This is a genomic window from Archangium violaceum Cb vi76, from assembly GCF_000733295.1.
Lineage (GTDB): Bacteria > Myxococcota > Myxococcia > Myxococcales > Myxococcaceae > Archangium > Archangium violaceum.
This window is the reverse complement of the sequence record NZ_JPMI01000256.1, coordinates 1-20,968: the sequence shown is the minus strand read 5'-3', so window position 1 is coordinate 20,968 and position 20,968 is coordinate 1. Positions and strand designations below refer to the sequence as shown.

Below are 20,968 nucleotides of genomic sequence, written 5' to 3'. Positions count from 1 at the left end.
GGACCGGCACGAAAAGGGACTCAAGCCACACCTTCCGGACCGGAAGGGCGGCTGTTGGGCATGGGGCTGCGGCGGCAGCTCATGCGGATGATGTCGGGAATGGCGGACAGGGGCACGCCCCGGTCCGTCGCCCTCAGCTCGATGGCCACCCGGGGCATGCCGAAAACGACGGACGAGGTCTCGTCCTGGGCGAAGGTGACGCCGCCGACCTTCTTGATGTCCAGCAGGCCGCGCGCTCCGTCCTCGCCCATGCCGGTGAGGACACCACCACCCGCGCGGCTGCCATAGGTGCGCGCCAGCGAGGACAGCAGCAGGTCTCCGGAGGGGCACGGTCCGCCACGCGTGCGCGTCAGCCGCACCACTCCGTTGCCCTCCACCGTCAGGTCATGCCCGTCGAGCGGGAAGTACACCCGGCCGGCCTCCAGGCGCTCGCCCTCCTTGCCGATGACGACCTTGAGGGACGTCACCTGGGAGAGCCAGCGCACCATGCCGGGGGTGAAGCCCTCGGTGATGTGCTGGGCGATGACGATGGGCACGGGCAGATCCGCCGGCAGGCGCGAGAGCACCTCCGACAGCGCGGGAGGACCACCGGTGGAAGCCGCCAGGCCGAAGATGTCCACGCGCGCCCCGGTGACGGGAGGCGGAGGAGAGGGCGGGCGCAGGCGCCGGGAGATGACCGGCACCTCCGCCATGAGGCACACCGACTCGGCCAGCTGCCGGCCCCAGCGGCGCAGCTCCTCGCCACTGGTGACGGCCGGCTTGCCGATGAGCTCCAGCGCGCCCGCGCTCATCGCCTGGAAGCACACGTCCAGGTTGCGCTGGTCCGCCACGGCGCTCACCACCAGGATGCGCGCCGGCGCCTCGGCCATGATGGCCGCGATGGCCGCCGGTCCATCCAGGTCCGGCATCAACAGGTCCATGGTGATGACGTCCGGGCGCAGCAGCCGCGCCAGTGTCACCGCCCGGCTGCCCGTATTGGCCCGCCCCACCACCTCGATGCGCGGATCATCCGTCAGCAGCGCGCTGACGGCGTCGGCCATCGTGGGAGAATCATCCACCACCAATACGCGAATGGGCTCCTTGCTCATGCGCGTGCCCCCCTGCGGCTCATCACGTCCAGCACCTCGGTCAACAGGCGGCCCGCGGCGCACTCACGCTTGCTGAGGTAGCCATCGGCGCCCGCCGCCAGCCCTCGCGAACGTGCGGCACCGCTGTCGTTGGCGGAGACGAGGATGACGGGAACCTCCTTGGTGTCCGGCTGCGAGCGCAGTTTGGCGATCAGCTCGGTCCCGTTCATCTCCTCCATCTCGAGATCGCAAATGATCACGTCGTAGGTCTCCGTCTGCAGCCGCTCCATGGCGCGGGCGCCGCTGGCGGCCAGGTGCACGGTGAAACCACCGGCTTCCAGCATGGCCCGGTGCAGGGCGCGTGCGGTGAGCGAGTCGTCCACCACGAGGGCCCGGCGGCTCTGCGGCATGGCCACCGTCGTCGGGGTGGAATCAGTCACCACCCAGCCGGGGCGAAGGATGAGCAGCAGCTCGCCGCGGCTGAGGATGGCCGCGCCCTGGTAGGCGGGCACATCGCGCACCTCGGCGGGCAGCGGGCGGATGACGAGGTCGCGGTCACCCACCACCGCGTCCACCGCGAGCGCCATGCGCTTGCCTCCGCTCTGGACGATGATGAGCGGCTGGCCCTCGGACGGGGGCGCCGAGGCGCGCAGGCCCATGCGGGCGCCCAGGTCCATCACCGGCACCAACTGGCCGTTGTAGTCCAGCTGCGTCTTCATGCGGCCGATGCGCAGATTCTCCGGGCTGGCCAGCTGGGTGGACTCCACCGCCAGCATGGGCAGGCCCACCTGCGAGTCGATGGTCCGTACCGTGAGCACCGGCGAGCTGCCCAGTTCCATGGGCAGGGTGATCATGAAGCGCGTGCCGGAGCCCTTGGTGCTCACCACCTCGATGCGGCCCTGCATGGCCTCCACCGCGGAGCGTACCGCGTCCAGGCCCACGCCGCGTCCCGAGGTGTCGGTGACGTCCACGCGGGTGCTGAAGCCCGGGCGGAAGATGAGGTCGCGGATCTGCGCCTCGTGCATCCGCCCGCCCTCCTCCGCGGTGATGAGCCCCTTGCGCTCGGCCGACGCGCGCACCATCAGCACGTCGATGCCGCGCCCGTCGTCGCTCAGCTCCAGCACGAGGATGTTGCCCTGCTGCTCCACGCGCAGGGTGAGGGCGCCCTCGTGGTGCTTGCCCACGCGCTCGCGCTCGTCCGGCATCTCGATGCCGTGGTCCACCGCGTTGCGCAGCAGGTGCACCATGGCGCCCTTGAGCTTCTCCAGCAGCCGGCGGTCCAGCGACACCTCGGCGCCCACCACCGAGAGCCGGGCCTGCTTGCCCAGCTGGCGCGACAGGTCGCGCACCATGCGCTGCAGCGGCTCGAGGATGGTGCGCACCGGACGCGTGGTGATGGACTTGAGGCCCTCCTCCAGGCTGTCCACGATGTCCGTGGCCTCGTGGCCGTCCGAGCGCACGCCAGCCGTCACGGCCGAGAGCATCGCGCGGGCGCGGGCCGTGGGCGCCAGCAGCTCGCGCGCCGTCAGCAGATCCACCGCCTTGGAGATGTCGCGCAGACGATCCTCCAGGCGCATGCGGAACTCACGCAGGCGCTCCACCTCGCGCATCAGCGCCGTCACCTGGTGCGAGGCCACGCGCCAGCTGGCGTCCACCGCCGAGTCGTCGTCCGCCGCGGACAGGGCCGCGGCCGGCTGGGACGGAGCGGCCTGCACCGGAGCGGGCGTGGCGGGCGCGGCATGGACCGGAGCGCCGGCGGCCATGGCCATCGCCAGCATGGCCTCGTCGGCATCCTCCGGGGGCGGCGCATCCGCCACCAGCTGCGCCAGGGCCGCCGTGGGATCCGGCAGCGCGTCCCCACGGCCTTCCGCGTGGGCCTGCGCACGGAGCAGGAACAGATCCAACCCGTGCAGCAGCATGTCCACCATCGGCCGCGGCATGGGAATGATGTCCTTGCGCAGCGGCGCGAGGGCATCCTCCAGCTTGTGGGCGATGGCGCTCAGGTCCTGCAGTCCGAGGCTGGCGGCACTGCCCTTGAGGGTGTGCAGGTGCCGCGCCAGGCGCGTGTACACCTTGGCCAGCGCCTCGTTGTCGATGCCCTCCCGCTCCAGGTCGAGCAGGTCCAGGGTGACCTTCTGACAGACTTCCTGCGCCTCGGTGGAGAAGCCCGCCACCAGGCTCTGCAGCATGGGATCAACCGCCATTGCGAGCCCCCCCGGTGCCGGTGCCACGCGCGAAGAGGCGCGGCAGGTCGATGAGGTGGATGATCTGTCTGTTGCTGGCCAAGAGGACCTCGGTCACGGGACCTTCTGAATGCGTGCGCGCCGCCTCCACCGCCGCGGTGGGCATGCTGAGGGGGCGCGGAATGGCCTCGCAGTCCAGGGCGCACAGCTCGCCGTCACCGCGATCCACCACGAGATGCACGGCCGGGTCCTGCCGCCAACCATGGCCGCCCAGCATCGCGGCGAGGCTGAGCGCGGCGAGCACCGAGCCCTGGTAGCGCAACACGCCGATGACGTGCGGCGAGGACAGGGGCACCGGCGTCACCAGGCGCAGCGGCAGGGCCGCGCGCAGCGACTCCAGGGGAATGGCGTAGCGCTCCTCGCCCAGGGGGAACTCGGCCACCATGAGCACGGTCTCGTCGGCGTTGCCATCGGAGCGGCCGCGCAGGCGCGAGGCACGCTCGTCCAGCAGCATGCGGACCTCGTCATCCTGGGCCGCCTCGGGTCCTCGGTTGCTGGTTGTCATTCGATGGCTCCCAACGTGAGGAAGGCGTCAGCGGACGCCCTGTAGAAGCGGGCCGGAAGAGGCTCGGGCCCCTCGATGATCAGATCCGGCGGAAGCCGGGCGGCGTTGTCGCGCACGGTGTGCATGAGGGCGAAGGCAGCCTCGCGGGCACCCGCGCGCTCGCGCAGCAGGGCCAGCTCCAGCATGCCGGGAAGGTAGTCACGGAACTGTTGCAACAGTTTCTCCAGAAGGGTGGCCGCGCCGCTCTCGTCCCCGCTCTCGATGCGCTGGAGCGCCTCGGTGTGCAGGCCCACGGCGGTGGGCGCGGGAGGAGGCGGCGGCGTCGTGGCGCGCAGGGAGGCCGCGGCCCTGTAGGGCTCGGGCTCGCGGGCCACGGGAACGGGTCTGGGCGCGGGCGGCGTCGTCTGCTCCCGGGGCAGCGGGCGGCGGAAGGCCTGCAGCTCCGGAGCGCCCACGCGCACCAGCCCCGCGGGCGGATGATCCACCTCCACGGTGCCCAACAGCAGGAAGCCACCCGGGACGAGCGCCTTGGCCAGGTGGCCCAGGGCCACCTGCACCGCGTCCGGGGAGAAGTACGTCAGCACGTTGCGGCAGAAGATGACGTCGAAGTGGCCGTACATCTCATGCAACGGCTCCAGCAGGTTGCCCTGGACGAAGCGGACCACGGCGCGCACCGGGTCCAGGATGCTCACCCGGCCCTCGCCGAGCTCCTGGTAGAGGGGATGGAGCAGCGGCCCGGCCTCGCGGCGGGACCAGTTGCCGTACACGCCCCGGCGCGCCGCTTCCAGGCGGCCCTCGTGCAGGTCGGAGCCGAGCACCTCCACGCGCACGCCCGGCGGCGCCATGTTCAACAGGCACGCGGCGATGGAGTACGTCTCCTCGCCCGAGGCGCACCCCGCGCTCCACCCGCGCAGGGTGAGGGTGCCCCGGGACAGCGCGGCGGGCACGGCCTCATAGGCCAGGAAACGGAACTGCTCCGGGTGGCGGAAGAAGTACGTCTCCCCCACCAGCACGGCATCCAGCAGCGTCCGCGCCAGCGGCGCGCCGGGACGCTGCAGCTCCGCCAGCAGCTCCGACGGAGAGCGCCCCCGCGCCAGCTCCGCGCGCACGACACGGTCCACCGCCGTGGGCGAGATGGCCGTGTCACGGAAACCCGTGCACGACGCGACGACCTCTCGCGCCCGCGCGAGCACCTGCTGAGCCTCCACCACCCCCGAGCTCATGCGCTGCGCTCCACCCCCGCCGGCCGCAGCACTCCCACGGCCTCGCGCAACAACTCCTGGGTGGCGAAGGCCTTCGGATCGAAGATGGGCACCGGGCGATCACCCGCCCGCAGCATGCCCACCAGCGTGTCGCGCAGCTGACCATGATCGGCGCCGCCCACGCGCTCGCGCCGATCGATGTCCGAGGACTGGTACTCCTCGGGGTCCTGCACCGTGTCCACGCTCAGCGCCAGCAGCACGCCGTCGATCTCGAGGATGACCAGCTTGCGCTCCTCGAGCGTCTCCCGGTGCTGAACCTCCAGCCGGCGCGCCAGATCCAGCACGCACACGGGCTGGCCGCGCAGCTCGAAGAACTCGGAGATGTAACCCGGCCCCATCGGCAGCGGGCGTGTGGACGGCTGGAGGATGACCTGACGCACGTTGTCCAGGGGGATGGCGAACTCCAGGCCCCCCACCGTCAGCCGCAACAGGGCCAGGGAGCCCTGCCGGGCCCGGCGCCGCGCGTTGGCCAGCGCGTTCTCCACCGCGCTCAGCAGCTCGTCCGCTCGGAAGGGCTTGGCCAGGAACAGCTCCGCGCCCAGCGACAGGCACGCCTCGGCGCGCGCCACCTCCGAGGAGATGATGATGACAGGGATGGGCTCGGTGGCGGGATCCGCCTTGAGCCGCTTGAGCACCTCGTCGCCGTCCATCTCCGGCATGGAGAGGTCCAGCAGGATGGCGGCGGGCTGCACACGGGCCACCTTCTCGAGCGCCTCCTTGCCATTGCTCGCCGTGTTCAGCGCGTAATGGCCCGAGAGGATCGCGCGCTCGAGCGCGAGGATGGCATCACTGTCATCAACGAGGAGCAGGGACGGAAGGCTCACGGCTCGGCTCTCAATTCTGCGCGAGGAACTTGCGCACGGTCTCTGTCAGATCGTGATGCGAGACCGGCTTGTTGATGAAGGCATTGGCACCGGCTTCGACGCCCCGCTGACGCAGGTCGCCGCCCCGCTCACCCGTCAGCAGGATGACCGGAACGTCGCGCACCTGAGCCAACGGGCTCTGGCGCACCTGCTTGACGAAGGTGATGCCGTCCATACCAGGCATGTTGATGTCCGCGATGACCAGCTTCACCGGCACCAGCCGGAGCAGCTGCAATGCCCGCGTCGCATCCTCTGCCTCGACGAACCCCATCTTCAGGTTCATGAGATAGATCTTGAGGATGTTGCGTACGGTCGGGCTGTCATCCACGAGGAGGATGTTGGCGCTCAAACCCAGGCTCCTGCCGGGGGACCGAAGATCGGGACCCGGCTGAAGGAAACGGTGAGACTGTAGCGTGACCTCGCCCTCCTGCAAAAGCGGGGGCGAGAGAATCTCGGACTCCAGAGGGACGGGCGAGCCCGTCCCGCCGTACAGCGATCAACCAACCGAGGGGGGAATACCGCCCCCACCACCCCCTTGCTCCTCCTGCTCGGGCGGCACCGGAGGGGCTCCAATGGCGTGGTAGCCACCGTCTACGTGCACCATTTCGCCCGTGGTGGAAGGCAGCCAGTCCGAGAGGAGGGCACAGGCGGTGCGGGCCACCATGTCGTGACTGGTCCGGGCATCCCAACCCAGGGGGGCCTGGGCGCCCCAGGCCTTCTCCAGGGTCTTGAAGCCGGGGATGCCCTTGGCGGCCACGGTGGCCAGCGGGCCGGCGGCCAGGGCGTTGACGCGGATCTTCTTGGGGCCCAGGTCCCGGGCGAGGTAGCGCACGGTGGCCTCCAGGGCGGCCTTGCACACCCCCATCCAGTCATAGATGGGCCAGGCCACCCGGTTGTCGAAGTCCAGGGTGACGATGGAGCCGCCCTCCGTCATCAGCGGCATCACCGCCACGGACAGCTCCTTGAGGGAGAAGGCGGAGATCCGGAACGCGGTCTGGACACTCTCCCAGGGGGTGTTGAGGAAGTTGCCGCCCAGCGCGTCCTCGGGGGCATAGGCGATGGAGTGGAGCACGCCGTCCACCCGGCCCCAGCGCTGGCGCAGCGCCTCGGTGAGGGCGGGGAAGTGGGCGGGGTTGGTGACGTCCAGTTCCAGCACGTCGACGCCCGCCTTGAGGCGCTTCGCGCTGCGCTCCGTGAGCGACTTCGCCCGGCCGAAACCGGTGAGGACGATGTCCGCCCCCTGCTCCAGCGCGTGCTCGGCCACGCCGTAGGCGAGCGACTGGGGGGTGAGCACTCCGGTGATGAGGAGCTTCTTGCCCTGCAGCAGCATGCACAGGCCTTTCTGGCTAAAGAGAAGGAAGTCCGGGGGGTTTATCACTCCCGGCGGCCCGGGTAAGCCAGGAAGAAGCCCGGGGGCCCCACCCTACCCGGTAGGGAACGGCGGATGAAGTTGCGCTCACGTGGCGCATGAATCCTGCTGCTCCCCCGGAACGCAAGGACTGGGAGACGGGGCACCGCTGCTCAACAAATCGTGCCGAAAACCCCCCAACGGGGCGGCCTTCCAGTAAAAGACAGCACGCCATGGCGAATTTCCAGGACTCGTACCTCTCCGGCGGAAACATCGACTTCATCGAGGGGCTCTACGCGCGCTACCTCGAGGATCCGTCCAGCGTGGACCCGAGCTGGCGCGAGTTGTTCGAGCGCAACGACGGCGCCGGCCGGCCCATCTTCAACAAGACCCTGATCGAGCCGCCCGCTCCGGTGGTCCCGGGCAAGGACGGCGGCAAGGGCGAGAAGGGCAACAAGGCGGCCGCCGCGGTGGCGCTGGCCTCGCAGACGGCCCCCACGGTCGCCTTCGAGCAGGACATGAAGCTGCAGGCCCGGGTGGACCAGGCCATCTCGGCCTTCCGCCTGCGCGGCCACCTGCGCGCCCGGTTGGATCCGCTCGGCCGGCCCCGCCCGAGCCTGGACCACGTGGCGGACGTGGGCATGGTGGACGACAAGCACTTCTCCTCCTCCGAGCAGGAGCAGCTGGTGGAGAGCTTCAGCGTCTTCCCCGAGGCCCGGGTGAAGCTCAAGGAGCTGCTGGGCCGGCTGCGCCGCACGTACACCGGCGCCATCGGCGTCGAGTTCATGCAGATGCTCGACAGCGCTCGGCGGCGCTGGTTGATGAAGCGCATGGAGTTCACCGAGAACCGCACGGCCTTCTCGGTGGACGAGCAGCGCCACATCCTCACCCGGCTGTCCTACGCCGAGGGCTTCGAGAACTTCCTGCACACCAAGTTCATCGGCGCCAAGCGCTTCGCGCTGGATGGCGGTGAGGCCCTGGTGCCCATGCTGGACGCCATGCTCGAGGTGGGCGGCGGCCTGGGCCTCAAGGAGGTCGTCATCGGCATGGCCCACCGCGGCCGCCTCAACGTGCTGACGAACATCCTGGGCAAGAAGCCGGATCAGATCTTCAGCGAGTTCGAGGGCCCGCAGGACCCCAAGCAGCACATGGGCCGCGGCGACGTGAAGTACCACATGGGCTTCAGCTCGGACCACGCCACGCGCGGTGGCAAGAGCATCCACCTGTCGCTGGCCTTCAACCCCAGCCACCTGGAGGCGGTGGACCCGGTGGTGGAGGGCCGCGTGCGCGCCAAGCAGGACCGCAGCGGGGACACCGAGCGCACCAAGGTGATGCCGCTGCTCATCCACGGCGACGCGGCCTTCATCGGCCAGGGCGTGGTGGCCGAGACGCTCAACATGGCGGGGCTCGAGGGCTACAAGACGGGCGGCACCGTGCATGTCGTCATCAACAACCAGGTGGGCTTCACCACCGACCCGTCCGACTCGCGCAGCTCCATCTACTCCACGGCCCTGGCGCAGATGCTGGACGTGCCCGTCTTCCACGTGAACGGCGACGACCCCGAGGCGTGCGTCCACGTGGGCCGGCTGGCCGCCGAGTACCGCCAGACCTTCAAGAGCGACGTCGTCATCGACCTCGTCTGCTACCGCCGCTACGGCCACAACGAGGGTGATGACCCCTCGTTCACCCAGCCGGCGATGTACGAGATCATCCGCAAGCACCCGACCGTGCGCACGCTCTACGCGCAGCAGCTGGCGCAGCAGGCCCGGATTCCCGCCGAGGAGTCCGAGGCCATCAAGCAGCACTGCATGCAGGAGTTCGACGCGGCCCTGCTCCGTGCCCGCGCGGAGAGCCAGTTCAAGGAGCCCAACGCGCTGGAAGGCCTGTGGCAGCCGTACAAGGGCGGCGCCCACAAGAGCGCTCCGCCGACCACCACGGCGGTGGACAAGGAGACGCTGCGCGCGGCCCTGAAGAAGCTGGCCGAGGTGCCCGAGGGCTTCAACGTCCACCGCGACGTGGAGCGCACGGTGCTCAAGAAGCGCCAGGGCATGCTGCAGAGCGAGGAGCTGCAGTGGAGCGAGGGTGAGTCGCTCGCCTACGCCACGCTGCTCTCCGAGGGCTACGCCATCCGCATCAGCGGCCAGGACAGCGAGCGCGGCACCTTCAGCCACCGCCACGCCGTGCTGCACGACGTGAAGACGGGCGACAACTTCGTCCCCCTGCGCCAGTTCCCCACCGGCAAGGCCCGCTTCGAGGTCTTCAACAGCCCCCTGTCCGAGATGGGCGTGCTCGGCTTCGAGTACGGCTACAGCCTCGACGTGCCGGACGGCCTCACCATCTGGGAGGCCCAGTTCGGTGACTTCGCCAACGGCGCTCAAATCATCATCGACCAGTTCATCGCGGCCGGTGAGAGCAAGTGGCGGCGCTTGAGCGGCCTCACCCTGCTGCTGCCCCACGGCTACGAGGGCCAGGGCCCCGAGCACTCCAGCGCCCGTCTGGAGCGCTTCCTGAGCCTGAGCGCCGAGGACAACATCCAGGTGGTCTACCCCACCACGCCCGCGCAGATCTTCCACCTGCTGCGCCGCCAGGTGCTGCGCCCGCTGCGCAAGCCGCTCGTCATCATGTCGCCCAAGAGCCTGCTACGCCGCCCCGAGGCGACGAGCAAGCTGGAGGAGCTGGCCACCGGCACCTTCCAGGAAGTCATCCTGGACAAGGTGAACCCGGCCGGCGTGACGCGGCTGCTCCTGTGCTCCGGCAAGGTCTACTACGACCTGGTCAAGGCCCGGGACGAGCGCAAGGACGAGTCCATCGCCATCGTCCGCGTGGAGCAGCTCTTCCCCTTCCCCTTCGACGAGCTGGCAGGCCTCGTCGCGAAGATGCCGAAGCTCACCGAGCTCCTCTGGGTGCAGGAAGAGCCCCGGAACTCGGGTGCCTGGCACTTCATGTTCCCCCGTCTGCACGACCTGGCCTCCGCCCGGGGCCAGAACCCGCTGAAGGTGGGCTACATCGGGCGCGCGGAAGCCGCCAGCCCCGCCACCGGCTTCCCCCAGACGCACAACCTGGAGCAGCAGCTCATCGTCGAGGAAGCCATCCTCCGAGGAACCAAGAATGGCCGTTGAACTGAAAGTCCCGCCCCTGGGCGAGTCCATCACTGAAGCCGTCGTCGGGAAGTGGAACAAGAAGAAGGGCGAGTCCGTCTCCGCTGACGAGCCCCTCGTCGTCCTGGAGACCGACAAGGTCACCATCGACGTGCCCGCTCCCGCCACCGGCGCCATCGCCACCATCGCCTTCAATGAGGGTGACAAGGTGCGCGTGGGCGACGTGCTGGGCACCATCGAGGCCGGCGCTGGCGCCTCCGCTCCCGCGCCCCAGGCCGCCGCTCCGGCCGCCGCTCCCGCTCCCGCCGCCGCGGCTCCCGTCGCCGCCGCTTCCGCCGGGACCGACGTCCGCATGACGCCCACCGCCCGGAAGATCGTCGAGGAGAACAAGCTCGACGTGGCCCAGCTCAAGGGCAGCGGCACCGGTGGCCGCATCACCAAGGAGGACGCGCTCGGCCAGCTCAACCGCCCCGCCGAGGCTCCCGCCCAGCGCGCCCCGGCTCCGGCCGCCCCCTCCGGCCCGCGCCCGCGCGCCGACCGCGAGGAGCGCGTGAAGATGACGCCGCTGCGCCGCCGCGTCGCCGAGCGTCTCGTCCAGGCCCAGTCCACCGCCGCCATCCTCACCACCTTCAACGAGGTGGACATGGGCGCGGTGATGGAGCTGCGCAAGCAGCACCAGGAGAAGTTCCTGGCCCGCCACGGCGTGAAGCTCGGCTTCATGAGCTTCTTCATCCGCGCCGCCGTCGAGGCCCTCAAGGCCTTCCCCCAGGTGAACGCGGAGATCGACGGCGACGACGTCGTCTTCAAGCACTACTACGACATCGGCGTGGCCGTGAGCGGCAGCCGCGGCCTCGTCGTCCCCGTGGTGCGTGACGCCGACACCCAGTCCATGGCCGAGCTGGAGAAGAAGGTCGGCGACTACGGCACCCGCGCGCGCAACGACAAGCTCACGCTCGCCGAGCTGCAGGGTGGCACCTTCACCATCACCAACGGAGGCATCTTCGGCTCGATGCTCTCCACCCCCATCATCAACCCGCCCCAGACGGGCATCCTGGGGATGCACAACATCGTGGAGCGCCCGGTGGCCCGCAACGGCCAGGTCGTCATCCGGCCCATCATGTACCTGGCCCTCTCCTACGATCACCGCCTCATCGACGGCCGCGAGGCCGTGCAGTTCCTCGTCCGCATCAAGGACTGCATCGAGGATCCCACTCGGTTGCTGCTGGAAATTTGAAAACCCGCTAAACGGCACCAAGCAGGAAAACAGGGCAGCCGACTAGACAGGCGCGCGGCTGCCCGCCTAGCCTTCACTTGTCACCCGACGGACGGGGGACGGGAGAACGAGCTGGCCTCGGGTCGGCTCCTGACAAGGAAGCACAATGGCAACTGGTACCGTGAAGTGGTTCAACGACGCGAAGGGCTTCGGATTCATCGTGCAGGACGGTGGAGGCGAGGACGTGTTCTGCCACCACACCGCCATCAACATGGACGGGTTCCGCACCCTCGCCGAGGGGCAGAAGGTGGAGTTCGAGCTGGCCAAGGGCCCCAAGGGCCTGCAGGCGCAGAACGTGCGCCCGGCGTAATCCGCCCCGAGCCACTGCGTACCGAAGAGTGGCCTCGGAAAAAGGCCCGGTCCCCCAAGAGGAGCCGGGCCTTTCTCTTTGCGGGCGCGCCCCCGCGCCTACTTCGCCAGGTGCCGCTTGAAGTGGTTCATCACCCACTCGTGCTGGCGCTGGGTGACGAGGGGATCCGGCACCATGTGCGTGAGGCCGCTCAGGGGCAGCAGCTCGTGGTACTTGCCGGCGCGGAAGAGCGCGTCGGACAGCTTGAGCGTGTGGAAGAAGTACACGTTGTCGTCCGCGGTGCCGTGGATGAGCAGCAGCGGGGAGATGGGCTTGCTGGTGTCACGCGCGTAGGTGAGCAGCGAGCTCTTCTCGTAGGCCTCGGGGTGCTGCTGGGGCAGGCCGAGGTAGCGCTCGGTGTAGTGGGTGTCGTAGTCGAGCCAGTCCACCACCGGAGCACCGGCGACGGCGGCCTTGAAGACGTCCGGACGCTTGAGGGCGGCGAGCGCGCCCATGTAGCCACCGAAGCTCCAGCCTTCGATTCCCACGCGCTGCGGGTCCACCTCGGGCACCACGGCGGCGAGCGCCTGGACGGCGGCGGCCTGGTCCTCCAGCGTCACACCGGAGAAGTCCAGGTGCACGGCGCGCTGCCACTTGGAGCCGCGCATCGGGGTGCCCCGGCCATCGAAGCGGGCGATGAGGAAGCCCTGGTCCGCCATCCACTGCGACAGCAGGTGCGCGGCCATGGACTTGTGGACGACGGTGACGGTGGGGCCGGCGTACACCTCGACGATGGTGGGCAGCTTCTGGCCGGGCTTCGCGTTGCGCGGGCGCACCAGCGAGGAGTGGAACTTCAGCGGGCCCACCTCGCGGTACTCGACGACGGGGACGAAGCCGGGCTCCACGGCCACCGAGGGCAGCTCGCCCACGCGGGAGCCATCGCCCCGCACCACGTAGGTGCGCGGCATGGACGTGGGGCTCGAGTGGGTGATGACGGCCAGGTTGCCGGAGCGGGCCACGCTGCCGCCCTCGACGGCCTCACCCGTGGTGCCGGGGCGCACCTGCTCCGGAGCGCCACCCTCCTTCACGCGCCACAGGTAGCTCTCCGTGGGGTTGGGGCCGCCCACGAAGTACAGGGTGCGATCCTTCTCGATGTAGCGCGCGAGGTTGCGGAAGCCCGCCTCCGGCTTCACCAGCGAGCGCGCGAGGCTTCCATCCGCGTTGCGCAGCTCCACCTCGGGGCCACCGTTGCGCTCGGTGTACCAGAGGAAGCCGCTGCCATCCTCGAGCCACAGCGGGAAGGTCTGCTCCAGCTCGAGCCAGGCATCATCCTTCTCGGTGAGCAGCTCCTTCGTCTTGCCGCTGGCCGTGTCCACCGCGAGCAGCTTCTCCTCCGTCTGCGTGCGGTTCTGCACCAGCACCGTCAGGGAGCCCTTCTTTGGCCACACCACCGTGGCCAGGTACGGGTACTTCTCCGCGTCCCACTGCACCCATACCGTCTTGCCGCCCGTGACGGGGGTGATGCCCAGGCGCACCTTCGCGTTCTTCTTGCCCGGCCGCGGGTAGGCGTAGTCCTCCGAGCCCTTCTCCGGGTGCATCACGTCGATGATGGAGAGCTTCTCCACCTCCGCCGTGTCCGACTCCGTGTAGGCGATGAACTTCGCGTCCGGGCTCCACCACCAGCCGGAGAAGCGGCTCATCTCCTCCTGGGCGACGAACTCGGCCAGGCCGTGCGTCTTCGCCGGGCTGCCTCCCGTGGTGACGCGGTGCTCCTTGTTGCTGGCCACCTCGAGGCGGAACACGTCGTTGTCCCGCACGTACGCCACCTGCTGGCCGTCCGCGGAGAAGCGCGGATCGATGACGCCCGGGCCCGTCTTCAGCTCGGTGGACTTCCCGGTGGCGCGCTCGACCAGGTAGAGCTTGCCGGAGAGCGGCACGAGAATCCGCGTGCCGTCCTCGGACAACTGGTACGAGGTGAAGCCCCTGGCGCTCACGCGCATGCGCTCGCGGCGGGCCTTCTCCTCGGGGGTGAGCGTCTCCTCGGAGCCCTTGAGGATGGCCTCGGGGGTGAGCACCTCCTTCGCCTCGCCGGTGGCCACGTCGAAGGCGAAGAGCGTCTGGATGGGCGCGCGAGGCTGACCCCGCAGGAAGAGGACGGTCTTCTCGTCGGGGGTGATGCGGGGATTGACGGGACGCCCGCTCATGAAGCGGCGCGTCTCCGAGTAGTCCCGCAGGAAGGCGTCTTGGGCGGCGGTCATGGTCTTGGCGGGGGGCTGCTGGGCAACGACGGGGGCGCTCGTCAAAAGGAGCGCGGCTGCGAGCAGGATGCGCATGCGGGGCTGGCGCCCGGGAAGCGGGCGTTCCCTCCTTTGAGGTAGGAAGCGCGCGCAGCCTACACTCCCGGCGGCGCGCGGCCCGCCAAATGCCCCACATGGACGGTTATTCCCAGTGATGGACGAATCCCACAAGCACCTGCGTCTGGCGGGCGTCATCCGGCTGTCACTCGGCGGCGGGCGGGGGCCCTCGGACGCGTACGTGTTCGACCCGCACCGGCTCGCGCTCCCCTCCTGGGCCTGCGCGCTCGAGGACGGGCCGCCGGCGCTGCTGGTGACGCTGGACCGGCACCTGGACCTGGTGGTGCCCCAGGCGCCCGCGGCGGTACCGGACCGCTCGGCGGGGCTGCGCGCCCTGGACGAGCACGCGCGGTGGGCCCTGGACGTGCGCAACTACGATCACGTGCTCGCGGCCATGGAAGCGGGGCTGGTGGGTGACGCGCTGGTCATCGCCCGGGGACGGCCCCGGGGGACGTTCTCCGGAGACATGTACGTGGACACGCGGGGACGCCCGCACCGGCTGGTGGTGGTGCCCACCGTGGACCGGGCCGCCGAGGCCTTCCACTCCCCTGCCCCGGGCGACGCGGTGCGCGAGGTGCTCCAGGCCGCCGGGCGCGTCCTGCTGGACGTGGACCTGGACTGCTTCACCAGCCTCAGCGACGCGGACCCCACCACCGTGCTCCCCTGGCCCCGAGGTGTCATCCGGGACTACCTCCTGCCACCGGACTCGGAGTCATTCTGGAACGCAGTGCTGGAGAAGTGCGTGGCGCTGACGCTCGCCCGCGAGCCCCACCACTGCGGGGGACTGCTGGCCTCGGGGGAGCTCTTCCGCGACGTGGCCGAGGTGCTCTTCCGCGAGCTGCTGCGCACCCAGCCCCCCTAGTTTTCCTTTTCTCCGGTTTTCCTCTATTTGAAGACGTACCGGGTGGCACCGGATTACCATCCGGACGATAGGGAAGCATCCAGGCAGGCGCCGGGATTTCTTCCCGCGCCTCTCCTTCCGCCCCCCTCCCTCTGGGAGAATGGCCCCGCCTCATGAACGGCTCGCCCCCGCAGACGGTCATTCCTCCGCAGCTCGCCCGACGGATCCATCTCGTCGTGTTGGCGTGGCTCACGCCCTCCGCGCCCATCGCGGGCTACCTCCTCGCGTTGTCGTTGGGGCTGTCCTCCCAGGACCACGTCTGGGCCCTGCTGCATGTGCTCCCCGTCGTCTTCGCGGTGGCGGCACTGCTGATTCCCTGGGCGGGCATTGCCTGGCAGCTTCGGAGCAACCTCCCCACCCGGCCCGACGAGCCTCCCCAGGAGCGGCTCGCCCGCCTGCAGATGCTGCCCTGGAAGCTCGCCTTCGTGAGCACCCAGACCCCCGCTCTCGTGGGCGGCCTCGTCTACGTCGTCCCGCTGGTGCTCCGCACCGGCAAGCACCCCTTGATGATCGGCCTCGGGTTCCTGGTGGCCGCCACCATCGGCCAGGTGCTGGCGCTCCCCGTGGGCATCAAGCTCGAGCAGATGTTGATGCCGCTCATCGTCGAGGAGCGCAACCGCCTGCGCACGCAAGCCACCGGCCGGGGAATCTTCTGGCCGAGGCAGCGCTGGTTCCTGCCCTACGTGTTCGCCGCCACCCTGACGAGCACCCTGGTGCTCTCGGCCCTGGTGTTCATCCTGCAGACGCTCGAGCTGCGCGATGCGCAGATGAAGGCCGTGCTCGAGGATCCGTCCATCCCCCAGGCCCAGGGCGAGCTGATCGCCGCGAAGTTGCACGGCTTCACCGACAGCCTGCTGTCCACCATGGGCCCGCCGCTGCTGGCGCTGGGGGCGTTCGTCCTCGTCGTCCTGACGCTCGCCGCCTGGATGCTGGCACGCCGGCAGGTGCGCGCGACGGCGGCCATGCTGGAGGCCATCGAGGCCCTGGCCCAGGGCGCCCCCTTCGCGCCCCGCTGGGCCTCCACCGACGAGATGGGAGACCTCGCCACGGGCATGGTCACGGTGCTCGAGCGGCTGCAGGAGATTCCCACCCGCCTGCAGGCCTCGGCCACCATGCTGCTGTCGGCGAGCACGGCCCTGGGCTCCGCGAGCAACCAGCAGCGCCAGCGCCTGACCGAGCAGGCCGCCATGCTCCAGCAGGCCCAGCTCACCTCCGAGGAGATCCGCACCACCTCCGAGCTGGCCTCCCACAAGGCCGAGACGGTGCTGAGCGTGGCCGGCCACGCGGGGCAGCTCGGCCAGTACGGCGAGGAGTCGCTGGAGCGGACCCTCACGGGCCTCAACACCATCCGGGACTTCGTGGACGGCATCCGCGGCAAGGTGCTGCGGCTGCAGGAGAGCGCCACGCAGATCGCCCACATCGCCGTCACGGTGAAGGACCTGGCGGACCAGTCCCACCTGCTGGCGCTCAACGCCTCCATCGAGGCCGCGCGCGCGGGAGACCAGGGCGCCGGCTTCGCCGTGGTGGCCAGTGAGATTCGCAAGCTGGCGGATCAAACCATCCGGGAGAACGCCCTCATCCGCAAGAGCCTGCTGGACATCGGCACCGCCATCCGCGACGTGGTCTCCATGAGCGAGCAGGGCGCGCTGCAGGTGGAGGGCGGCCTGGAGATGGTGAAGTCCTCGGGCAACAACCTGCGCGAGATGTCCTTCATCATCCAGGAGAACGCCGCGGCCGTGCGGCAGATCGCCGTCGCGGTGAACCAGCAGAACACGGGCATCTCCCACATCTTCAACGCCATCGCCCACATCTCCGCCGGCATGGACGAGACGATGAAGCGGCTGGACACCACGCTGCAGGCCACCGAGACGCTCCAGGCCGTCACGCGCGAGGTGACGGAGATCGCCCGCCGCTACCAGCTCAACCGCTGAGGCACGAGATGAAGCGGCGAGCCCTGCACCGCGCGGTGTTCACCCTGGCGGCCGTGTACAACCTGCTGTGGGGCCTCTACGCGGCGGTGGATCCACAGTGGCTCTTCCGCTTCGCGGGCATGCCGCCGATGAACCAGCCCGCCCTCTTCGCCTGCCTGGGCATGGTCATCGGCGTCTACGGCCTGCTCTACGCGGAGGTGGCGCGGCGGCCCGAGCACGGCTTCGCGCTGGCGGCGGTGGGGCTCCTGGGAAAGGTGCTGGGGCCCATCGGGCTCGCGCTCCTCATCCTCCAGGGCGAGTGGCCGGTGGCGACGCTGGTGCTCTGCCTCACCAATGACTTCATCTGGTGGGTGCCCTTCGGCCTGTACCTGTGGGACGCGTGGCCCCACTACCGCCGCACCTTCAGCCCCGCGTGAGGGCCGCGCTCAGTCCTCGGCCTCCTCCTGGCAGACCGCGCCCGAGCCACACACGAAGAACGCGGTGTTGAGGAAGTCCGCCGCGCTCGAGCACGAGGTGGAGCGGATGCGCTCCAGGCACGTGTCGAGCCCCTTCTCGTTGATGGCGGGGCAGTTGTTCGCCGTCCACGAGCCCTGGAAGAAGTCGCGCATATCCACCTCGCACTCCTTCCGGTCCTCGAACTCCTTGCCATCGCCAGAGCCGATCTTCTCGCATCCGGCGTAGTAGTCGCAGGCGGCCCCGGTGGCCTCACGCTGCGCATCCTCGCGGGAAGTCGGGCCACACGCGGGGAGAAGGGCGATCAGGGACAGCAGGGAGAGAGTGGAAGCAATACGCATACGGATGACTCGCGATACCAGGTGAGGGTTGAACACGACGACGTGCGCCCCATGAGCAAGGGGCGGACCAACGCCAACCCCGCGAAACGACGAGGCGGCGGCGTGGCGGTTGTAGGCTCGAGACAACAAGGGAGCAACGGACTTGTAGGCCGCGGCCAACACCCTCCGCCAGGCCGCCCGCGAGGCGAGCTCCGGGTTTCGTGAGGAGAACGAGGACTTTGGGTGCCTCTGCTCTGCGGGTAGGCTCGGACGCCGAGTGCGGACGGAACGCAGAGGGGACGTTACCGCGGCGCGCGGCCCCTCGCGGCATGTGACTCCCCAGCGCCCGAGGATCTCCGAATGACTGCAACCCGTTGGTTGGGACTGGCCACGCTGACCGTGCTGTTCGCCACGAGCGCCCTCGCCCAGGAGGCGAGCGTGTTGGGGCGCTGGACCACCATTGATGACGAGACGAAGAAGCCGAAGTCCATCGTCACCCTCTACGAAGAGGGCGGCAAGGTGTACGGGAAGATCGAGAAGCTCTTCCGCGCGCCCACCGAGGAGCAGAATCCGCTCTGCGACAAGTGCGAGGGGGCGCTGAAGAACCAGCCCATCATCGGCATGATCATCCTGCGCGACCTCAAGAAGGACGGCAATGAGTGGACGGGTGGCACCATCCTCGACCCGGCCAATGGCAAGACCTACAAGGCCAAGATCGCCGTGGAGGACGGTGGCAAGAAGCTGAAGGTCCGCGGCTTCATCGGCATCGCGCTCATCGGGCGCACCCAGTACTGGATGCGCGCCGAGTAGCTGGAGCCCGAAGCATCAGGGCCGCCCTCCCGGGAGCTTCCCGGGGGGCTCGCCCGCCACGAGGAGGACACGACAGATGGCGAAGTCACGCGAGTGGGAGTACCCGCCGTGCGCGCCAGCTTCGGCAAGACCCCGGCCTCACCTCCCTGCGCTTCCTCAGTCGAGCCCGCGCTTCCCCACGGACCAGTACGCCTTCACCTTCTGCGGCGCGCCCACGCCGTCCGTCTTGAGCCGCGCGCGCAGCGCCTGGATGGCCTGCGCCCGGCCCGTCATGACGAGGTGCGCGCCCGGCCGCCGCTTCAGCGCGTCGCCCAGACGCTCCGCCACGGCGGGCAGGTGTCCGTCGCCAGGCGCGCGTTCCACCAAGGCGCTATCCGACAGGTGGAACTCCCGCAGCACCGGCTCGGACTCGTCCCGGGAAGAGACCTCGAATACCTGCTCGACGCCCTCCGCGCCGGCCCGCAGGTTCCGCAACGTGTGGGCCACGGCGAAGGACGTCTCGTCTCCGAACAACACCACGGGCCCCTGAAGGGACGTGAGCGCCAGGGAGCCGCGCGGCCCCATGAACTGGCAGCCGTCCCCCACCCGCACGTTGCGGCCCCACTCCGCGCCAGGGCTGTTTCCATGGAGGTAGACGAGCAACTGTGTCGCCCCGCGAGCCGCGTCCCACGCCAGGGGCGTGTACGTCCGCATCCCCATGTCCGGAAGGTACACCTGCACCTTGTCCCCCGCGCTCCAGGAGACGCCGCGCAGCGCCTCGCCTTCCAACTCCACCCAGCGGAAGTGAGGCGAGACGTCTCGCACCCGCGCCACCTGCGCATTACGGAACAGGAACCGCCCCAGCATGCTTCCGAGAATCGCCTTCCCTGATGCCATTGCGTGTCACTCCCGGGGCCACCTGCCCCTTCCGCACACCATCCTCGCACCGGCCTGTCAGAGCGGGAATGAACTCGTGTCACGGAAAAATGAAGAAGCGTGAAGCAACGGGCCCCACCTCTTTCCTATGCTTCATGCGAGAAGGAGATTCCGGTGACAGACATGCCGACACCTGACGGGGATGCGACACGGGCCCCCGCCACCCCCCGTCCCTTTTTCACCAGGAGGGGCGTGCGCATCGCGGCATTCGGCCTCCTCGCTCTTCTGGTGTTCACCGCCGCATCCGCCCTCTACTGGAAGCTCTGGCCGGCCGGACGAGGAACAGGCAGGGAGTGCGAGCTCACCCGCGGCATCCACGCCGTGTGTGGACTCAACAAGCCAGAGGACCTGATGCGCCTCGGGGACAGTGACTGGGTCATCACGGGGAACATGGGCAACGACGACTGGGCCGAGGGCGGCTTGTATGCCGTCAAGATGAGCGACGAAACCTTCCGCGCCATCACACCCGATCTCTCGCGCCCGGCCGCACCGGCCTACCGCGACTGCCCCGGTGCACCCGACCCGAAGCTCCTCTCCGCGCACGGGCTCGCGCTCCGTCCCCGCGCTCCGGATGAGCACACGCTCTACGCCATCAATCACGGCGGCCGCGAGTCAGTCGAGGTGTTCGACGTCCGGGTTTCCGCCGAGGGGCCAGCGCTGACCTGGACCGGCTGCGTCGTGCTACCCGCGAAGCATCAAGCCAACTCCGTCGCGCCCCTCCCGGACGAGGGCATCGTCGTCACCATTCCGCACCTTCCCTCCTCGTCTCGAGGCGCGGTGTTGCAGTGGCTCCCCGGCGACGGTTGGACCGAGGTTCCGGGCACCCGCTTCCAAGGAGACAACGGCATCCTCGTGTCGCCGGACGGCACGCGCCTGTACGTGAACGAGTACTTCAAGAGCAGGGTGCACGAGGTCCCCCTCGTTGCCACCACCACGAGCCCCCGGTCCGTCGACCTCGGCTTCCATCCAGACAACCTCCGGTTCGCACCCGACGGCTCCATTCTCGCGACAGGGCATCCGAACGCCCTCGCCATCGTGGGCCTGTGTGGGTTCGTCCTCGGGTGCGGAATCGATACGGAGGTGGCCCGCATCGATCCGACCTCCTTCCAGGCGACCACGCTCTTCGCGCGAGGCGCGAACGAGACCTTCAGTGCGGGTACGAGCGCCATCGTCGTCGGTGACGAGCTCTGGATCGGCTCCTTCGTCTCTCGCGCGCTCCTGGTCATGCCGCTCAGCGAGTTGAAGCAGCCGCACGGGTCATAGCCGCCTCCAAGCCCCTTCAGGTGTGTCCGTGAAGGAGTGCCCCTGAGAACAAGCGCTGACAACGCGGCCATAT

General features: G+C 69.4%; 18 protein-coding genes. 8 read left to right on the top strand and 10 right to left on the bottom strand.

Annotation, left to right across the window (positions count from 1 at the left end):
• Positions 1 to 20: 20 nt before the first annotated feature.
• The 7 genes from Q664_RS35180 to fabI form a co-directional block, all read right to left on the bottom strand.
• On the bottom strand, positions 21 to 1,088 hold the full coding sequence (locus Q664_RS35180) for a chemotaxis protein CheB (protein WP_043405947.1): 1,068 nt from the start codon (positions 1,086 to 1,088) through the stop codon (positions 21 to 23).
• Positions 1,085 to 3,271, bottom strand: a complete 2,187-nt coding sequence (locus tag Q664_RS35175; RefSeq protein WP_043405944.1) for a hybrid sensor histidine kinase/response regulator — start codon at positions 3,269 to 3,271, stop codon at positions 1,085 to 1,087. Before Q664_RS35175 ends, Q664_RS35180 begins: the two co-directional genes overlap by 4 nt.
• Positions 3,261 to 3,815: a chemotaxis protein CheW gene (locus Q664_RS35170; RefSeq protein ID WP_043405941.1), complete on the bottom strand. Its 555-nt coding sequence runs from the start codon at positions 3,813 to 3,815 to the stop codon at positions 3,261 to 3,263. Before Q664_RS35170 ends, Q664_RS35175 begins: the two co-directional genes overlap by 11 nt.
• Positions 3,812 to 5,038 (bottom strand): CheR family methyltransferase, encoded by a 1,227-nt coding sequence (locus Q664_RS35165; protein WP_043405939.1) that lies wholly within the window; start codon positions 5,036 to 5,038, stop codon positions 3,812 to 3,814. Before Q664_RS35165 ends, Q664_RS35170 begins: the two co-directional genes overlap by 4 nt.
• A complete protein-coding gene (locus Q664_RS35160) occupies positions 5,035 to 5,901 on the bottom strand; it encodes a response regulator (protein ID WP_043405936.1) in 867 nt (288 codons plus the stop codon). The genes Q664_RS35165 and Q664_RS35160 overlap by 4 nt, the downstream gene beginning before the upstream one ends.
• A gap of 10 nt (positions 5,902 to 5,911) precedes the next feature.
• Positions 5,912 to 6,289: a response regulator gene (locus tag Q664_RS35155; RefSeq protein WP_043405934.1), complete on the bottom strand. Its 378-nt coding sequence runs from the start codon at positions 6,287 to 6,289 to the stop codon at positions 5,912 to 5,914.
• Positions 6,290 to 6,436: 147 nt separating this feature from the next.
• A complete protein-coding gene (gene fabI / locus Q664_RS35150) occupies positions 6,437 to 7,270 on the bottom strand; it encodes an enoyl-ACP reductase FabI (protein ID WP_052519051.1) in 834 nt (277 codons plus the stop codon).
• Between the two features lie 251 nt (positions 7,271 to 7,521).
• Here fabI and Q664_RS35145 point away from each other — a divergent pair, with 251 nt between their 5' ends.
• From Q664_RS35145 to Q664_RS35135, 3 genes are all read left to right on the top strand, one after another.
• Complete coding sequence (locus Q664_RS35145) at positions 7,522 to 10,407, top strand: 2-oxoglutarate dehydrogenase E1 component (RefSeq protein WP_043405932.1); 2,886 nt, start codon at positions 7,522 to 7,524, stop codon at positions 10,405 to 10,407.
• Entirely contained in the window at positions 10,397 to 11,620 is a 1,224-nt protein-coding gene (gene odhB / locus Q664_RS35140) for a 2-oxoglutarate dehydrogenase complex dihydrolipoyllysine-residue succinyltransferase (protein WP_043405929.1), read from the top strand. Before Q664_RS35145 ends, odhB begins: the two co-directional genes overlap by 11 nt.
• A 145-nt stretch (positions 11,621 to 11,765) precedes the next feature.
• Positions 11,766 to 11,969 (top strand): cold-shock protein, encoded by a 204-nt coding sequence (locus Q664_RS35135; protein ID WP_043405926.1) that lies wholly within the window; start codon positions 11,766 to 11,768, stop codon positions 11,967 to 11,969.
• A gap of 98 nt (positions 11,970 to 12,067) precedes the next feature.
• Here the strand turns inward: Q664_RS35135 and Q664_RS35130 are convergent, their stop codons facing one another.
• A complete protein-coding gene (locus Q664_RS35130) occupies positions 12,068 to 14,281 on the bottom strand; it encodes a S9 family peptidase (RefSeq protein WP_043405923.1) in 2,214 nt (737 codons plus the stop codon).
• Positions 14,282 to 14,399: 118 nt separating this feature from the next.
• Between Q664_RS35130 and Q664_RS35125 the strand changes: the two genes are divergently transcribed.
• The 3 genes from Q664_RS35125 to Q664_RS35115 all read left to right on the top strand — a co-directional run bounded on the left by Q664_RS35125 (position 14,400) and on the right by Q664_RS35115 (position 17,550).
• The gene (locus Q664_RS35125) at positions 14,400 to 15,164 is read left to right on the top strand and encodes a UPF0489 family protein (RefSeq protein ID WP_043405920.1); all 765 of its coding nucleotides are present in this window, start codon (positions 14,400 to 14,402) and stop codon (positions 15,162 to 15,164) included.
• Between the two features lie 152 nt (positions 15,165 to 15,316).
• Positions 15,317 to 17,134: a methyl-accepting chemotaxis protein gene (locus Q664_RS35120; RefSeq protein WP_043405917.1), complete on the top strand. Its 1,818-nt coding sequence runs from the start codon at positions 15,317 to 15,319 to the stop codon at positions 17,132 to 17,134.
• An 8-nt stretch (positions 17,135 to 17,142) separates the two neighbouring features.
• Positions 17,143 to 17,550 carry a hypothetical protein gene (locus Q664_RS35115; RefSeq protein WP_043405915.1) on the top strand — a complete coding sequence of 136 codons (408 nt, stop codon included), beginning with the start codon at positions 17,143 to 17,145 and terminating at the stop codon, positions 17,548 to 17,550.
• 9 nt (positions 17,551 to 17,559) lie between these two features.
• On the opposite strand, the gene Q664_RS35110 is transcribed toward Q664_RS35115, so the two are convergent.
• On the bottom strand, positions 17,560 to 17,928 hold the full coding sequence (locus tag Q664_RS35110; RefSeq protein WP_043405912.1) for a DUF6184 family natural product biosynthesis lipoprotein: 369 nt from the start codon (positions 17,926 to 17,928) through the stop codon (positions 17,560 to 17,562).
• A 339-nt stretch (positions 17,929 to 18,267) separates the two neighbouring features.
• Between Q664_RS35110 and Q664_RS35105 the strand changes: the two genes are divergently transcribed.
• Positions 18,268 to 18,717, top strand: coding sequence for a DUF2147 domain-containing protein (locus Q664_RS35105; protein WP_043405907.1), 450 nt, complete (start codon positions 18,268 to 18,270; stop codon positions 18,715 to 18,717).
• A 156-nt stretch (positions 18,718 to 18,873) separates the two neighbouring features.
• Here the strand turns inward: Q664_RS35105 and Q664_RS35100 are convergent, their stop codons facing one another.
• A complete protein-coding gene (locus Q664_RS35100; RefSeq protein ID WP_235216999.1) occupies positions 18,874 to 19,563 on the bottom strand; it encodes a siderophore-interacting protein in 690 nt (229 codons plus the stop codon).
• Between the two features lie 261 nt (positions 19,564 to 19,824).
• Between Q664_RS35100 and Q664_RS35095 the strand changes: the two genes are divergently transcribed.
• Positions 19,825 to 20,895 (top strand): SMP-30/gluconolactonase/LRE family protein, encoded by a 1,071-nt coding sequence (locus tag Q664_RS35095; RefSeq protein ID WP_043405902.1) that lies wholly within the window; start codon positions 19,825 to 19,827, stop codon positions 20,893 to 20,895.
• The last annotated feature ends 73 nt before the right edge of the window (positions 20,896 to 20,968 follow it).

Coding starts and splice junctions, on each gene's coding strand:
- Q664_RS35145 (WP_043405932.1), top strand. CDS start 7,522: ATGGCGAATTTCCAGGACTCGTACCTCTCCGGCGGAAACATCGACTTC.
- Q664_RS35120 (WP_043405917.1), top strand. CDS start 15,317: ATGAACGGCTCGCCCCCGCAGACGGTCATTCCTCCGCAGCTCGCCCGA.
- Q664_RS35125 (WP_043405920.1), top strand. CDS start 14,400: ATGGACGAATCCCACAAGCACCTGCGTCTGGCGGGCGTCATCCGGCTG.
- Q664_RS35130 (WP_043405923.1), bottom strand. CDS start 14,281: ATGCGCATCCTGCTCGCAGCCGCGCTCCTTTTGACGAGCGCCCCCGTC.
- Q664_RS35180 (WP_043405947.1), bottom strand. CDS start 1,088: ATGAGCAAGGAGCCCATTCGCGTATTGGTGGTGGATGATTCTCCCACG.
- Q664_RS35115 (WP_043405915.1), top strand. CDS start 17,143: ATGAAGCGGCGAGCCCTGCACCGCGCGGTGTTCACCCTGGCGGCCGTG.
- Q664_RS35165 (WP_043405939.1), bottom strand. CDS start 5,038: ATGAGCTCGGGGGTGGTGGAGGCTCAGCAGGTGCTCGCGCGGGCGCGA.
- Q664_RS35105 (WP_043405907.1), top strand. CDS start 18,268: ATGACTGCAACCCGTTGGTTGGGACTGGCCACGCTGACCGTGCTGTTC.
- odhB (WP_043405929.1), top strand. CDS start 10,397: ATGGCCGTTGAACTGAAAGTCCCGCCCCTGGGCGAGTCCATCACTGAA.
- Q664_RS35170 (WP_043405941.1), bottom strand. CDS start 3,815: ATGACAACCAGCAACCGAGGACCCGAGGCGGCCCAGGATGACGAGGTC.
- Q664_RS35100 (WP_235216999.1), bottom strand. CDS start 19,563: ATGCTGGGGCGGTTCCTGTTCCGTAATGCGCAGGTGGCGCGGGTGCGA.
- Q664_RS35135 (WP_043405926.1), top strand. CDS start 11,766: ATGGCAACTGGTACCGTGAAGTGGTTCAACGACGCGAAGGGCTTCGGA.
- Q664_RS35175 (WP_043405944.1), bottom strand. CDS start 3,271: ATGGCGGTTGATCCCATGCTGCAGAGCCTGGTGGCGGGCTTCTCCACC.
- Q664_RS35110 (WP_043405912.1), bottom strand. CDS start 17,928: ATGCGTATTGCTTCCACTCTCTCCCTGCTGTCCCTGATCGCCCTTCTC.
- fabI (WP_052519051.1), bottom strand. CDS start 7,270: ATGCTGCTGCAGGGCAAGAAGCTCCTCATCACCGGAGTGCTCACCCCC.